This is a genomic window from Streptomyces sp. NPDC056231 (assembly GCF_048270745.1).
Classification (GTDB): domain Bacteria; phylum Actinomycetota; class Actinomycetes; order Streptomycetales; family Streptomycetaceae; genus Streptomyces.
Map to the genome: position 1 here is coordinate 40,029 of NZ_JBLVKW010000055.1, position 14,882 is coordinate 54,910.

Below are 14,882 nucleotides of genomic sequence, written 5' to 3' on the forward strand. Positions count from 1 at the left end.
CCGAGGCGTACCCGACGCAGGTCAGCCGCGGTCGTGCGCCGCGGTCAGCTCGCCGGCCCGCTTCACATCGGCGGCCATCGCCACCAGCAGGTCCTCTATCGAGTCGAACTTCTGCATCCCGCGGACGTACGCGAGGAAGTCGACGGAGACATGGAGCCCGTACAGATCAAGGCCGACGCGGTCGATCGCGTACGCCTCGACCGTCCGCTCCGTGCCGTCGAACTGCGGGTTCGTGCCGACCGAGATCGCGGCGGGCATCGCCTCGTCGTCCACGTTCAGCCAGCCCGCGTACACGCCGTCGGCGGGGATCGCGGTGTGCGGCAGGGTCTCCACGTTCGCCGTCGGGAAGCCCAGTGCGCGGCCGCGCTGCGCGCCGCGGACGACGATGCCCTCGACCCGGTGCGGGCGGCCCAGGACCTCGGCGGCGCCCGCCACATCGCCCTCGGCGACGAGCCTGCGGGTGAGGGTGGAGGAGTACGGCTCGCCGCCGCCCGCCTCGCCGCTCAGAACCAGATCGATGACCTCGACGCCGTAGTCGTACGTCGCGCCGAACTCGGTGAGCAGCTGCACGTTCCCCGCGGCCCTGTGGCCGAAACGGAAGTTGGGGCCCTCGATGACGAGCTGCGCATGCAACTTGTCGACCAGCACCTTCACAATGAAGTCGGCGGGCGACAGCTTCGAGAACTCGGTGGTGAACGGCAGGATCAGCAGCGCATCCACCCCCAGTCCGGCCATCAGCTCCGCGCGCCGGTGGTGCGGGGCGAGCAGAGGCGGGTGGCTGCCGGGCCGTACGACCTCGCTGGGGTGCGGGTCGAAGGTCACGACGACCGACGGCACGCCGAGTTCGCGCGCCCGGTCGACGGCTCTGCCGATGATCAGCTGGTGACCGCGGTGCACTCCGTCGTAGGAGCCGATGGTGACGACGCTGCGTCCCCAGTCCTGGGGGATGTCCTCCAAGCCACGCCAGCGCTGCACTGTGACCGCTCCTCGCCCGAACCTGTGTACGTGGGTGTATCTCTTACGCAGGTCTAAGACTGCCATGCCCACGACCCGCGGCCCGCATCGGCATCGGCATCGCGGTGGACACCGCCTCCGCAGTCCGCCGCGCACTGGGCCGATGACCGCCGCCCACTCGTGCGGAGCATCGGCCGGCCACCCGGTGACCAGTTCCGCGAATCCGGGCACATTTCGGGCCACTTCGATCATCCGGCGATCGAAACGGGCGGCGCCCTCAGGAGGGCGTAAGTAGCAGCTTCCCGGTATCGATGTCGACGGGGCGGGCCGACAGGGACAGCGCGGAGCGGCGCAGAAGCGCACCAGACAGCGCCGTGCGGCCTCGTGGACCCGCCCGGCAACCCGCGCGGCCGGCCGCCGCACCGCCGTGCCCGTGAGGGCCGGACGGGACTCCGCAGCGATGCGCGGGCACATCAGGTCCAGACGGGTGCCGAAGAAGCCCTCCGCGCAGCCCTCCGGCCGTTCCGGCGGTCCACCGGTCAAGCAGCCGGTGGGCGAGGAGTGGCCATCTCCTCGGGAGAAGAACTCGAAGCGAAAGCGCCCCCAAGTGCACCCCTGAGTCACTCCGAGCGCCCGCCCGTTCAGGTGATTCAGCGGGTTCCGGTGGACAGACACCAGAGGGGGATCGTGGAGCGGACACGGGGGCTGCCCGCTCCACGATGGGGAACCGGATCAAGGACGGACGGAACCCGTCCCGTCAGGCGAAGACGGCGAGGCTCTTGGCCTTGCCCTTCTGCTCCTCCACGAGCACCAGAAAGGTCCCGTCGGGCCCGAAGACCGCGACCGGCCCCGACGGGTAGGAGGGCATGTCCAGCCGCACGCCGTTCAGCAGCAGCTTGGCGCGCTTCTCGTCCACGTCCCAGCGCGGGAACGCCGCGGCGGCGGCCTCCGCGACCGGCATCACGGTCAGCTTCTCCTGATGCTGATCGAGCGTCCGCGCCGCATCGAGACCGTACGGACCGACGCGGGTGCGCCGCAGCGCGGTCAGATGCCCGCCGACGCCGAGCCCGGCGCCGAGATCGCGGGCAAGGGCACGGATGTACGTACCGGAGGAGCAGACGACGGAGACGACCAGGTCGACGACCGGGGTCCCGTCCTCCGCGACCGACTCACGGACGTCGTAGACGTTGAAGGACGAGATGGTCACCGGCCGGGCCGGGATCTCGAACTCCTCGCCGCCGCGCACCCGGGCGTACGACCGCTTCCCGTCGATCTTGATGGCGCTGACCTTGGACGGCACCTGCATGATCGCGCCGGTCAGTGCCGCGACACCCGCGTCGATGCCCTCACGCGTGACCCCCGACGCGTCGGTGGACGACGTGATCTCGCCCTCCGCGTCGTCCGTGACGGTGTCCTGGCCGAGGCGGATCGTGCCGAGATACTCCTTCTCGGTCAACGCCAGGTGACCGAGCAGCTTGGTGGCCTTCTCGACGCCGAGCACGAGAACGCCCGTCGCCATCGGGTCCAGCGTGCCGGCGTGGCCGACGCGGCGGGTGCGGGCGATGCCGCGCATCTTGGCGACGACGTCGTGCGAGGTGAAGCCGGACGGCTTGTCGACGATGACAAGGCCGTCCGGCGTCTTGTTGTGCTGTGTCATTCGGAGGCTGAGCCCTCGTTCTCGTCGGACTCGTCGGCGGCATCCTCCGGCTTGCGGTACGGGTCCGCGTCGCCCGCGTACTTCGCACCGGTCGACACCTCGCGCACCTGCGCGTCCTTGGCCCGCGCCCGGTCGAGGAGGTCCTCGATGGTGCGTGCGTTGTCCGGCAGGGCGTCGGGGACGAAGGCCAGGGTCGGCGTGAACCGGACCCCGGTCTGCCGGCCGACCTCGGACCGGAGGACGCCCTTGGCGCTCTCCAGCGCCGCGGCGGAGGCCGCCCGCTCCTCGTCGTCGCCGTAGACCGTGTAGAAGACCGTGGCCTCCCGCAGGTCGCCGGTGACCCGGGCATCCGTGATCGTCACGAATCCGAGCCGCGGATCCTTGATACGCCGGTCCAGGGTCTCCGCGACCACGACCTGAATGCGATCGGCCAGCTTTCGGGCCCGCGCGTTGTCGCTCACCGGTCCGTCACTCTTCCTTCTGGGGTTGCTTACGGTCCGACGCTTCCGGCGTCCTGCGCTTCCGCGTCGGACGACTTCACGTCTGACCGTTTCTGACGTTGTTCAGTCTTCGTCGCTGTGCAGCCGCCGCCGAACCGACAGCAGCTCCACCTCGGGCCGGGCGGCCACCAGCCGCTCGCACCGGTCCAGTACGTCCGTGAGGTGTCCGGTGTCCCCGGAGACCACGGCAAGACCGATCTCGGCCCTGCGATGGAGATCCTGTCCACCCGTCTCCGCCGCACTCACCGCGTACTTGCGCTGGAGCTCGGCAACGATCGGACGGACGATGGAGCGTTTCTCCTTCAACGACCGTACGTCGCCGAGGAGCAGATCGAAGGACAGTGTCCCCACATACATGGATGTCCGGATGTCCCGCCGGTTCGGGTTCGCGCCCTGCCAGCGCTTGGCAGGGACACAAGAACCGTACACGGAACGGCCGGGGCCGATCGACGGAAATACGACCCGTCGACCGGCCCCGACTGTTGAGGTACGGGTCAGCCTCGCGGCTTCTCGCGCATCTCGTACGTCGCGATGACGTCGTCGATCTTGATGTCGTTGAAGTTTCCGAGGTTGATACCGCCCTCGAAGCCTTCGCGGATCTCGGTGACGTCGTCCTTGAAGCGGCGCAGACCGGAGATGTTGAGGTTCTCCGCGATGACCTTGCCATCGCGCAGCAGGCGCGCCTTGGTGTTGCGCTTGACCTCGCCGGACCGGACCAGCACACCGGCGATGTTGCCCAGCTTGGACGAGCGGAAGATCTCGCGGATCTCCGCCGTACCGAGCTCGACCTCTTCGTACTCCGGCTTCAGCATGCCCTTGAGGGCCGCTTCGATCTCTTCGATCGCCTGGTAGATGACCGAGTAGTACCGGACGTCCACACCTTCGCGCTCGGCCATCTGCTGCGCACGCCCTGCGGCGCGCACGTTGAAGCCGATCACGATGGCGTCGGAGCCGGTCGCCAGGTCGATGTCCGACTCGGTGACGGCACCCACACCGCGGTGCAGGACCCGGATGTCGACCTCGTCACCGACGTCGAGCTGGAGCAGCGAGGACTCGAGAGCCTCCACCGAACCGGACGCGTCGCCCTTGATGATGAGGTTGAGTTCCTGGACCAGACCGGCCTTGAGCGCCTCGTCGAGGTTCTCCAGGGAGAACCGGACACCCTTGCGGGCGAAGTTGGCGTTGCGCTCACGGGCGGCACGCTTCTCAGCGATCTGCCGGGCCGTACGGTCCTCGTCGACGACCAGGAAGTTGTCGCCGGCACCCGGGACGTTGGTCAGACCCAGCACCAGGACGGGGGTCGACGGACCCGCTTCCTCGACGTTGTTGCCGTTGTCGTCGAGCATCGCGCGGACACGGCCGTACGCGTCGCCGACGACCATCGTGTCACCGATGCGCAGCGTGCCGCGCTGGACCAGGACAGTCGAAACGGCACCGCGGCCACGGTCGAGGTGGGACTCGATCGCAATGCCCTGCGCGTCCTGCTCAGGGTTGGCCCGCAGGTCGAGCGAGGCGTCGGCGGTGAGGACGACGGCCTCCAGCAGCTGGTCGATGTGGAGACCCTGCTTGGCGGAGATGTCGACGAACATCGTGTCGCCGCCGTACTCCTCGGCCACCAGCCCGAACTCGGTGAGCTGACCGCGCACCTTGGTCGGGTCGGCACCCTCGACATCGATCTTGTTGACCGCGACCACGATCGGCACGTCGGCCGCCTTGGCGTGGTTCAGCGCCTCGATCGTCTGGGGCATCACACCGTCGTTCGCCGCCACCACGAGGATCGCGATGTCGGTGGACTTCGCACCACGGGCACGCATGGCGGTGAACGCCTCGTGACCCGGGGTGTCGATGAAGGTGATCCTGCGGTCCTCACCGTTGACCTCGGAGGAGACCTGGTACGCACCGATGTGCTGCGTGATGCCGCCGGCCTCGCCCGCAACGACGTTCGTCTTGCGGATCGCGTCCAGCAGTCGGGTCTTACCGTGGTCGACGTGACCCATGACGGTCACGACCGGCGGACGCGAGACCAGAGCCTCTTCGCCGCCCTCGTCCTCGCCGAACTCGATGTCGAAGGACTCGAGCAGCTCGCGGTCCTCCTCCTCGGGGCTGACGATCTCAAGGACGTAGTTCATCTCCTCGGCCAGCAGCTTCAGCGTCTCGTCCGAGACCGACTGCGTGGCGGTGACCATCTCGCCGAGGTTCATCATCACGGCGACGAGCGACGCCGGGTTGGCGTTGATCTTCTCCGCGAAGTCGGTGAGGGAGGCACCGCGCGACAGACGGACAGCCTGCCCGTTGCCGCGGGGCAGCATGACACCGCCCACCGACGGGGCCTGCATGGCCTCGTACTCCTGGCGCCTCTGCCGCTTCGACTTGCGACCACGACGCGCGGGACCGCCGGGACGGCCGAACGCACCCTGTGTGCCACCACGGCCACCGGGGCCGCCGGGACGTCCACCGAAGCCGGGACGACCGCCGAAGCCGCCGCCACCACCGGGACGGCCTGCGCCGCCACCGCCACCGCCGCCACCGGGACGACCGGCGAAGCCGCCGCCACCGCCGCCGGGACCGGCCGGACGACCGGCGAAGCCGCCGCCGGGACGACCTGCACCGCCGCCGGGACGGCCTGCGCCGCCACCGGGACCACGGCCGCCGCCGGGGCCACCACCGGGACGCGGGCCGGCAGCGGGACGCTGCGGCATCATGCCCGGGTTCGGACGGTTACCACCGGGCGCACCGCCCGGACGCGGAGCCTGCGGACGGGGCATGCCGCCCGGAGTCGGACGGGCACCGCCCTGGCCCTGCGGACGCGGGGCGCCACCGGGGCCGCCCTGCGGACGCGGGGCGCCGGGACGCTCCTGGCCGCCACCGGGACGCGGAGCGCCACCGGGACGGGGCGCCTGCGGACGGGCCATGCCCGTCGAGCCACCGGAGGTGAAGGGGTTGTTGCCCGGGCGGGGACCGGCCGGACGGGCGCCGCCGGGGCGCGGGGCGCCCTGGCCTGCGGGACGGGCCGGACGGTCGCCGCCACGCTCGCCACCACGGCCGCCGTCACGCTGACCGCCGGCCGGGGCCGGACGGGCGGGGCGAGGACCGGGGGTGGCACCCGCGGGACGCGGGGCCTGCTGCGGCGCGGCCGGCTGGACCGGGGCCGGAGCGGAGAACTCTGCCGCGGGCACCGGGGTGACCGGAGCGGGCTTCGGCGCGGGCTTCGGGCCCGGACGCGGGCCCGCCGACGGCGCGGAAGGCGCGACAGCGGAAGGGGTGCTGCTGGGGGCCTGGGCTGCGACCGGCTTGGGGGCCGGGGCACCGGGCTTCGGGGCAGCGGGACGTGCCGCAGCGGCCGGGGAGGGCGCTGCGGGCTTTGCGGGCGCGGCCTTGCGGGGCGCGCCAGGCTTCGCAGCGGACTTGCCGGCGTTGCCGCCGGGCCCCTGCAGTGCGTCAGTCAACTTGCGTACAACCGGCGCCTCGATCGTCGAGGACGCCGAACGGACGAATTCACCGAGTTCTTGGAGCTTGGCCATGACGACCTTGCTCTCGACGCCGAACTCCTTGGCGAGTTCGTATACCCGGACCTTAGCCACTTCGCTCCTTATAGGTCCGGGTTACCGCCGGACCGTCGCTACTTCATGGGCGTACTCATCGCGTACTCATCGAGTGCTCATCGCAATCTCGACCTACTTCCAACTCGCGAGGTACCTGACCGCACGGGGTCCCGTGCCGTTCTCGTTTCTTACGGTGTCACCCGTTCGACATACCGCTGCAGTGCCGCGGAATCGAACGGCCCCTTGGCCTTGAAGGCCCGGGGGAATGCCCGACGGCGAACCGCCAGGTCGAGACAGACAGTGACGGGGTGCACATACGCACCCCGGCCGGGCAGCGTACCGCGAGGATCGGGGACACATGCGTCCTCATCCACCACGATGCGCAGCAGCTCGCTCTTGGCCGCTCGCTCCCGGCATCCCACACAGGTTCGCTCAGGGCAAGCGCGGGCGTGCGTCCGGCCAGACACGGTTAAGTCTACCTCCCCGCACCGACCTCACCCCTTTGGGGCAAAAATCGAACGGACGTTGTCGTGATCTCAGCGGCATTCCGCGTGGATTTATTCCCGGGACCGGCATCGGTCCCGTACTCCGGACCCGGGCCCGGCCGGTCTCCGGACCGTTGTGGTCCCTCGTCCGGACGGGCGCCGGTCCACTCCTCGGACCGGCGCCGGTCCCGAACCGGTTCAGCCGCGCTCGGACCGGTCCCGGGCCCGCTCGGCCCGCTCACGGTCGGCGGTGTCCCGCTCGGCGTCGGTCTCGGTGTCCGGGCGGATGTCGATGCGCCAGCCGGTGAGGCGGGCGGCGAGGCGGGCGTTCTGGCCCTCCTTGCCGATGGCGAGCGAGAGCTGGTAGTCGGGGACCGTGACCCGGGCGGACCGCGCTCCGAGGTCCACGACCTCGACCTTGCTCACCCGGGCGGGCGACAGCGCGTTGGCAACCATCTCGGCCGGGTCGTCCGACCAGTCCACGATGTCGATCTTCTCGCCGTGCAGCTCGGCCATGACATTACGCACCCGGCCGCCCATCGGGCCGATGCAGGCGCCCTTGGCGTTCAGGCCCGAGCGGGTCGAGCGGACCGCGATCTTGGTGCGGTGGCCGGCCTCGCGGGCGATCGCGCAGATCTCGACGGAACCGTCGGCGATCTCCGGGACCTCCAGCGCGAAGAGCTTCTTGACCAGGTTGGGGTGCGTCCGGGAGAGGGTCACGGACGGACCGCGGACGCCCTTGGCAACCCGCACGACATACGTACGCAGCCGCAGCCCGTGGGTGTACTCCTCGCCCGGCACCTGTTCCTGCACCGGCAGGATCGCTTCGAGCTTTCCGATGTCGACCAGGACGTTCTTCGGGTCCTTGCCCTGCTGGACGACACCGGTGACGACATCGCCCTCGTGGCCCGCGTATTCGCCGAACGTCTTGTCGTCCTCGGCGTCGCGCAGCCGCTGCAGGATGACCTGCTTGGCGGTGGTCGCGGCGATCCGGCCGAAGCCGGACGGGGTGTCGTCGAACTCCTTCGGCTCCTGGCCCTCTTCGAGGTCGGCCGGGTCCTCCTTCGCCCACACCGTCACATGGCCGCGCTCGTTGAGCTCCACGCGCGCACGGCGGTAGCTCCCGTCGGTGCGGTGGTAGGCGATGAGGAGGGCCGACTCGATCGCCTCGACGAGCACGTCGAAGGGGATCTCCTTGTCCTGTGCCAAGCCCTTCAAGAGCTTCACATCGATGTCCACGGCTACGCCTCCTCTTCCTTCTTGTCCTTGCGGTTGAATTCGATCTCCACGCGCGCCTTGGCGATCCCGTCGAAGGGGACCCGGCGGGACGTGGGCTTGCGGCCCTTGACGCCCGGCACTTCGAGGTCGAGTCCCTCGTCGTCGACAGCGATGATGCGGGCTACCAGCTCGCCGCCCTCATGCAACTGCAGCTTGGCCAGGCGACCGGTGGCGCGCACGTAGTGGCGGTGCTCCGTCAGCGGACGGTCGGCACCGGGAGAGCTCACTTCGAGGACGTACTCGTCCTCACCCATCGCGTCGGTCTCGTCGAGCTTCTCGGAGATCGCGCGGCTCAGCTCCGCGCAGGCGTCGAGCTCCACGCCCTCGTCGGAATCCACGACGATGCGCAGCACACGTCTGCGGCCGGCCCGGGACACCTCGATCTCTTCAAGATCCAGCTGCTTGGCGCTGACGAGCGGTTCGAGCAGCCCTCGCAGCCTCTCGCTCTGGGTGGTGCTCATCCGGGTGACTCCTCGGCCGCGTGTGCTGTTGTGTGGTTCGTCGCGTGTCAGGTCAAAGCGTATCCGGTCCCGAGGGGTGTTGCCGTCCGCCTACCGCTCAGCCGCAGGTACGCTCGCCTGCGGTGATCACTTCAGGACAGATCCAGTCAGGACAGATCAACGCCCGAAGGAGAACAGGTGCGGCGCACGGGGACGACGCGCAGGGGTGCGCTCACCGTAACGGGGGCGATCGCCCTGGGGGCGGCGCTGGCCGGCTGCGACAGCGGCGCAGGCCGAAAGGGTTCCGCGCCGGCCGGTGCGCAGGACGCGGCGGCTAAGGCGGAGCACACGCTGCGGATGACGGCCGCGCGGACGAGCGGCACCCTGCTCGCCCAGTACGAGCAGGTCGTCGCGGCCCATCCGGCGACCGCGGCCGGGCTCGCACCGCTGCGGGACGCTGTAAGGGCCCATACGGAGGCGCTGTCGCCCGAGGCGGACACGAAGGTGCGGCCGGGGGCCGGCGAAACCGCGGGCCCGACTGCGATGCGCGGCGCGGACCGGACGCCGGCCGTCTCAGGTCGCCCCACCCCCTCGGGATCGCCCGCCGCCGACGCCAAGACCGCTGTCAAGGAACTGGCGGCGGCGGAACGCCGCACCGCTGACGCCCACACGGCGACGCTCCTGACAGCGCCGCCCGAGCTGGCCCGGCTGCTCGCGTCGATCGCGGCCGCCGGCGCAGCCCACGCCTACCTGCTGACCGAACTGGCCAAGGAGACCTCGTCATGAGTGCGCAGACGCTGCAGGCGGCGCAGGCGTCGCTCGCCGCCGAGCATGCGGCGGTGTACGGGTACGGGGTGGTCGGCGGCCGGGTCGCCGGCGGCCGCCGGGCGGAGGCGACGGCCGCCTACCGCCGGCACCTGGCCCGGCGCGACGCACTGGTGCGGACCGTACGCGACCTGGGCGGTGAGCCGGTGGCGGCGGAGTCCGCGTACGCTCTGCCGTTCGCGGTGCCGGATTCGGCAGCAGCGGTGAAGCTCGCCGCCCTGCTGGAGGACCGGATCGCGGGCGTCTACTCCGATCTCGTACGGGCTGCCGGGGGGCCGCTCAGGCGAGAGGCCGCGGACGCACTGCGGGAGGCCGCGGTGCGTGCGGTCCGCTGGCGGGGCAGCGGCGTAACCTTTCCCGGACTCACCGAGCGGTCCGCCGACGGCGCCGCCTGAGGGGGCGGGCCTGCAGGGCTGATGCGACGGGCATGACCGGAGCGAGCCCGGGGACCGGGTCCGACGGACGTGACCGCCGCGAAGACCGGGACCGGTCCGACGCACTCAAGAAGGCTCTGAAAGGGAACACAGCACGTATGGGTTTCGAACCGCCGCAGCGTCTGGTGCGAGCGCTCGGCGAGGTGCACGGGGAGACGGCCGCCGCCGACTGGCTCGCGCGGCTCCCCGAGCTGATCGACGAGTCACTGTCCGCCAATGGGCCGGATCTGGCTGTCGAGCGTGTGGCTGCCCCGGGTGGGCGCAGCAGCCTGGTTCTCCTGGTGCGCCGCGCCGACGGCACCCCGGCCGTGCTCAAGATCGCTCCCGCCGGTGCGGCGCCCGATCTGGAGCGGGCGGCGCTGGCGCACTGGAACGGCTGGGGAGCGGCCAGGCTTCTCGGTTCCGGCGGCGGCGCGCTGCTGCTGGAACGGCTGCATCCCGAGGTGTCGCTGCGATCGCTGCCGGAGGCGAAGGCACTCCTGGAGGCGGCGGGTACGGTACGACGGCTGTGGGTCGAGCCGCCCGGCGGGCACTCCTTCGAGACGGTCGCCGAGCGGACCGGCCGGTGCACGGACCCGATGCGGGCCGCCGCCGCGGCCGACCCGGCGCTCGAACCGCTGGTCTCCGCGGCCCTGGCCGCGCGGGAGGAGCTCGTCGCCCACTCCCCCGAAGTCCTGCTGCTGCACGGCAACTTCCGCCAGAGCAAGGTGCTGGCGGGGGAACGGGCGCCCTGGCTGACGGTCGGCCCTGAACCGCTGGTCGGCGAGCGTGCCTACGACCTGGCGCGGCTGGTACGCGACCGGGTGGAGGACCTCATCGCTTCCCCGGGCGGCCCCGTGACGGCCCGTCGCCGGATCAACAGGCTCGCGGACTCACTGGACGTGCACCGGGAACGGCTCCACGGCTGGACGTTGTTCCGTGCGGTGGAGTCGGGCACCCGCGCGCTGACCGCCGGCCGCCGTCAGGAAGGCGAACTGTCCCTGGAATTCGCGGGCTGGCTGTAGGGCCCCGGCCCCGCAGCACGGCGGAAGGCCGCCGTGCTGTCGGACAGCATGGCGGCCTTCGGTGTTTCCAGGTGTCAGCCCTGGGCCACGAGACGGGCGATCGCCTCGTCGACCGTGAGCTCCTCGCGCTCGCCCGTACGGCGGTCCTTGAGCTCCAGGACACCCTCGGCCGAGCGGCGGCCCGCGACCAGGATCTTCGGGACACCGATCAGCTCAGCGTCGGTGAACTTCACACCGGGCGAGACGCCTGCACGGTCGTCGACCAGGACCCGCACGCCCGCGGCGCCGAGCTTCTCGGCGACCTCGAGGGCCAGCTCGGTCTGGAGCGCCTTGCCCGCGGCGACCAGGTGGACGTCGGCCGGGGCGATCTCGCGGGGCCAGCAGAGACCCTGCTCGTCGGCGGTCTGCTCGGCGAGAGCGGCAACGGCGCGGGAGACGCCGATGCCGTACGAGCCCATGGTGACCCGGACCGGCTTGCCGTTCTGGCCGAGCACATCGAGCTGGAACGCGTCCGCGAACTTGCGGCCCAGCTGGAAGATGTGGCCGATCTCGATGGCACGGTCCAGCTTGAGGCCGGTGCCGCACTTGGGGCACGGGTCGCCCTCCTCGACCACGACGACATCGAGGTAGTCGTCGACCTCGAAGTCGCGGCCGCAGACGACGTTCTTCGCGTGGGTGCCGGGCTTGTTGGCGCCGGTGATCCAGGCAGTGCCGGGAGCGATGCGCGGGTCGGCGATGTAGCGGACCTTCTCCAGACCCTGCGGGCCGACATAGCCACGTACCAGGTCGGGACGGCCCTCGAAGTCCTCTGCGGTGACCAGCTCGACCACAGCGGGGGCGAGGTGCTCGCCGAGCTTGCCGAGGTCGACCTCGCGGTCGCCGGGCACGCCCACGGCCACGATTTCGCCGTCGACCTTGACCAGGAGGTTCTTCAGCGTCGCGGAGGCCAGGACATCGAGGTGCGCCGCGAGCGTCTCGATGGTCGGGGTGTCGGGGGTGTCCAGCTCCTCGACGGGACCGTGCACCGAGCCGTCCACGGGGGTGGCCTTGAAGGTCACGGCCTCCGTGTTGGCCGCGTAGTCGCAGGCGGGGCAGTCGACGAAGGTGTCCTCACCGGCCGGCGCGGGAGCCAGGAACTCCTCGGACGCCGAGCCGCCCATCGCACCGGAGACCGCCGAGACGATGCGGTGGTCGAGACCGAGCCGCTCGAAGATGCGGATGTAGGCGGCGCGGTGGAGCTGGTAGGCCTCGATGAGACCCTCGTCGGTGGTGTCGAAGGAGTACGAGTCCTTCATCTGGAACTCGCGGCCGCGCAGCACACCGGCGCGGGGGCGCGCCTCGTCGCGGTACTTGGTCTGGATCTGGTAGAGGATCACGGGCAGGTCCTTGTAGGACGTGATCTGATCCTTGACGACCTGGGTGAAGATCTCTTCGTGGGTGGGGCCGAGGAGGTACTCGGCGCCCTTGCGGTCCTTGAGCCGGAAGAGCAGGTCGCCGTACTCGTCGTAGCGCCCGCTCGCGTCGTACGACTCCTTGGGCAGCAGTGCGGGCAGCAGTACTTCCTGGCCGCCGATGGCGTCCATCTCCTCGCGCACGACGCGGGTGATGTTCTCCAGGACCTTCTTGCCCAGGGGCAGCCAGGTCCAGATGCCGGCCGCGGTGCGACGTACGTAACCGGCCCGGACGAGCAGCTTGTGGTTGAGCGTCTCGGCGTCCGCCGGGTCGTCGCGCAGTGTCTTGATCATCAATCGGGACATGCGCTGGACCTGGGCCATGATGAACTCCTGCTCGGAAGGGTGATGTGCAGGAGGTTAGCCGGGTGGCGGGGGCGGGCGGAAATCGATTGGTTCAGCCCCGGTCCCGGCGGCGCAGCGGAAGAGGCGCTCCCATCACCGCATACGGCTTGGGAGCGCTGGGAAACAGCACCTGCCGGGCCAGGTCCCGGTAGCCGAGGGTGCGATACAGACCACGTGCCGGGCTCTCCGTGTCGATGGCGGAGAGGATGGAGCGCGGCTGATCGACGGCGTCCGTGATGGTGGTGATCAGGGTGCGGCCGATGCCCCGGTTCTGGAACTCCGGATGGACATGCAGTTCGGTGATCACGAAGGAGTCGTCGAGCCAGTCCTCGGAGCCGGTGGCCCGCAGATAGGGCTCGACGACGGTGGACCACCACTGGCCGCGTTCATTGGGCATGCCGTAGACGAACCCGACGAGCCGGCCGGTCGCGGTGGTGGCACCGAGGGCTCGGGCGCAGGGGTGCTCGAGGTGCCTGAGGACGATATGGCGACGTACCCGGACCTCGTCGGGACCGAGGCCGAAGGCGACGGCCTGCACGGCAAGCGCCTCGTCCACCCGCGCGGCGAGATCGACCGGCCCGACCAGAACACCGGGAGTTCGGGCCCCGCCCCCTGAATCAGCTGCCATGCGCCGAACCCTACTGTCCGCACCGCGCTGTGGCACACGTGTCAGGAGTGCTCACCGTTACGGGGAGGAGCGCTGGCGACGGCGGCGTCGAGCGGGCACTCCGGCGAGGCCGTGCCGCTCCCGGCCACTTCGTCCCGGTCAGAAGAGCACGCTCATGAACGCGCCGACCTCACGGAAACCGACCCGGGTGTATGCCCTGCGGGCCGCGGTGTTGTAGTCGTTCACGTACAGGCTGACGACCGGTGCGACATCTGCCAGTGCGTAGCGCAGGACCGCTGCCATCCCGGTTTCGGAGAGGCCGCGGCCGCGGTGTTCGGGGGCGACCCAGACGCCCTGGATCTGGCAGGCCTGCGGGGTGGCCGCGCCGATCTCCGCCTTGAAGACGACCTTGCCGTCCTCGATTCGGGCGAACGAGCGGCCGGTGCCGATGAGTTCGGCGACGCGTGCCTGGTAGAGGAGTCCGCCGTCACCGGCCAGCGGTGAAATGCCCACCTCCTCGGTGAACATCGCCACGCAGGCCGGCATCAGGACATCTATCTCGTCCTTGCGGATGCGGCGTACCAGCGGGTCGGGTGTCACACCGGTGGCGGGGCTCTCGGTGACCATGAGCGGCTGGTTGGCCCTGACCTCGCGGGCGGGACCCCAGCCCGGTTCGAGCAGCCGCCAGAGCTGGGCGGTGGGCTCGGCGGGACCCACGATCGAGGAACAGCGGCGGCCGGACCGACGGGCCCGGTCGGAGAACGCCCTGATGGCCTCGGGGGTGGCACAGATGGGGACGAGATTGGCACCGGAGTAGCAGAGCGAACGCAGTCTGCCGTCCGCGTACCAACCCCACATCTCGCCGCCGAGGCGCCAGGGATCGAGCCCTGCGATCTGGACCCGGGACGTCACGAAGGCGTTGGCGACGGGGTCGCTCTCCAGGATGGCGAGCGCGGCGCCGAGGTCGCTGGGTTCGAGGACCCGGGTGGTGGTCTGCGTCAACACAAGGGGGCCTCACCATGCAGTCTGCTGATTTCCGCACTGTACCCAAAGAGGCTGTGAGGCGCCGCCCCATGGCGCGGTCAACAACCCCCCGAGGCCGGCTGTGAGGGCTCTCACGGCTGTGCCCCGCCTGACGAGGTGTTCGTCGGACGGGGCACGGCTGCGAGTTCAGGTTTTCGGCCTCAGCTGACCGAGACCTCGGGTTCGCCGGAGGGGATGCCGTCCTTCTCCATCTGCTCGGCGATCTTCAGGGCTTCCTCGATAAGAGTCTCGACGATCTTCGACTCCGGAACCGTCTTGATGACCTCGCCCTTGACGAAGATCTGCCCCTTGCCGTTCCCCGACGCCACACCCAGAT

General features: G+C 70.4%; 14 protein-coding genes and 1 pseudogene. 3 read left to right on the top strand and 12 right to left on the bottom strand.

Annotated features, from left to right (window positions below):
- Window positions 1-21: 21 nt before the first annotated feature.
- The 8 genes from ACNPQM_RS31180 to rimP all read right to left on the bottom strand — a co-directional run bounded on the left by ACNPQM_RS31180 (window position 22) and on the right by rimP (window position 8,877).
- Complete coding sequence (locus ACNPQM_RS31180) at window positions 22-975, bottom strand: bifunctional riboflavin kinase/FAD synthetase (protein ID WP_358860063.1); 954 nt, start codon at window positions 973-975, stop codon at window positions 22-24.
- Between the two features lie 736 nt (window positions 976-1,711).
- Window positions 1,712-2,611, bottom strand: a complete 900-nt coding sequence (gene truB, locus ACNPQM_RS31185) for a tRNA pseudouridine(55) synthase TruB (protein WP_418086593.1) — start codon at window positions 2,609-2,611, stop codon at window positions 1,712-1,714.
- A complete protein-coding gene (gene rbfA, locus ACNPQM_RS31190) occupies window positions 2,608-3,072 on the bottom strand; it encodes a 30S ribosome-binding factor RbfA (RefSeq protein WP_358860065.1) in 465 nt (154 codons plus the stop codon). The genes truB and rbfA overlap by 4 nt, the downstream gene beginning before the upstream one ends.
- 102 nt (window positions 3,073-3,174) lie before the next feature.
- Window positions 3,175-3,468 carry a DUF503 domain-containing protein gene (locus ACNPQM_RS31195; protein ID WP_030933278.1) on the bottom strand — a complete coding sequence of 98 codons (294 nt, stop codon included), beginning with the start codon at window positions 3,466-3,468 and terminating at the stop codon, window positions 3,175-3,177.
- A gap of 137 nt (window positions 3,469-3,605) precedes the next feature.
- A complete protein-coding gene (gene infB / locus ACNPQM_RS31200) occupies window positions 3,606-6,692 on the bottom strand; it encodes a translation initiation factor IF-2 (protein ID WP_418086594.1) in 3,087 nt (1,028 codons plus the stop codon).
- 149 nt (window positions 6,693-6,841) lie between these two features.
- Window positions 6,842-7,120: a YlxR family protein gene (locus ACNPQM_RS31205; protein WP_266980910.1), complete on the bottom strand. Its 279-nt coding sequence runs from the start codon at window positions 7,118-7,120 to the stop codon at window positions 6,842-6,844.
- Between the two features lie 216 nt (window positions 7,121-7,336).
- Entirely contained in the window at window positions 7,337-8,377 is a 1,041-nt protein-coding gene (nusA, locus tag ACNPQM_RS31210; RefSeq protein WP_358863044.1) for a transcription termination factor NusA, read from the bottom strand.
- 2 nt (window positions 8,378-8,379) lie between these two features.
- A complete protein-coding gene (gene rimP / locus ACNPQM_RS31215; protein WP_345514436.1) occupies window positions 8,380-8,877 on the bottom strand; it encodes a ribosome maturation factor RimP in 498 nt (165 codons plus the stop codon).
- A 177-nt stretch (window positions 8,878-9,054) separates the two neighbouring features.
- On the opposite strand from rimP, the gene ACNPQM_RS31220 reads away from it, so the two are divergent.
- The 3 genes from ACNPQM_RS31220 (at window position 9,055) to ACNPQM_RS31230 (ending at window position 11,119) form a co-directional block, all read left to right on the top strand.
- Window positions 9,055-9,642 (top strand): hypothetical protein, encoded by a 588-nt coding sequence (locus ACNPQM_RS31220; RefSeq protein WP_358863043.1) that lies wholly within the window; start codon window positions 9,055-9,057, stop codon window positions 9,640-9,642.
- Window positions 9,639-10,076 carry a DUF4439 domain-containing protein gene (locus ACNPQM_RS31225; protein ID WP_418086595.1) on the top strand — a complete coding sequence of 146 codons (438 nt, stop codon included), beginning with the start codon at window positions 9,639-9,641 and terminating at the stop codon, window positions 10,074-10,076. Before ACNPQM_RS31220 ends, ACNPQM_RS31225 begins: the two co-directional genes overlap by 4 nt.
- Before the next feature lie 137 nt (window positions 10,077-10,213).
- Window positions 10,214-11,119 (top strand): aminoglycoside phosphotransferase family protein, encoded by a 906-nt coding sequence (locus ACNPQM_RS31230; protein WP_418086596.1) that lies wholly within the window; start codon window positions 10,214-10,216, stop codon window positions 11,117-11,119.
- A gap of 74 nt (window positions 11,120-11,193) precedes the next feature.
- On the opposite strand, the gene ACNPQM_RS31235 is transcribed toward ACNPQM_RS31230, so the two are convergent.
- The 4 genes and pseudogenes from ACNPQM_RS31235 to ACNPQM_RS31250 form a co-directional block, all read right to left on the bottom strand.
- Window positions 11,194-12,894, bottom strand: coding sequence for a proline--tRNA ligase (locus ACNPQM_RS31235; RefSeq protein ID WP_418086597.1), 1,701 nt, complete (start codon window positions 12,892-12,894; stop codon window positions 11,194-11,196).
- Window positions 12,895-12,967: 73 nt separating this feature from the next.
- Complete coding sequence (locus tag ACNPQM_RS31240) at window positions 12,968-13,543, bottom strand: GNAT family N-acetyltransferase (protein WP_358863039.1); 576 nt, start codon at window positions 13,541-13,543, stop codon at window positions 12,968-12,970.
- Window positions 13,544-13,681: 138 nt separating this feature from the next.
- Window positions 13,682-14,527, bottom strand: a complete 846-nt coding sequence (locus tag ACNPQM_RS31245) for a GNAT family N-acetyltransferase (protein ID WP_358863038.1) — start codon at window positions 14,525-14,527, stop codon at window positions 13,682-13,684.
- 179 nt (window positions 14,528-14,706) lie between these two features.
- Window positions 14,707-14,882, bottom strand: a pseudogene (locus ACNPQM_RS31250) (4-hydroxy-3-methylbut-2-en-1-yl diphosphate synthase); the annotation flags it as partial.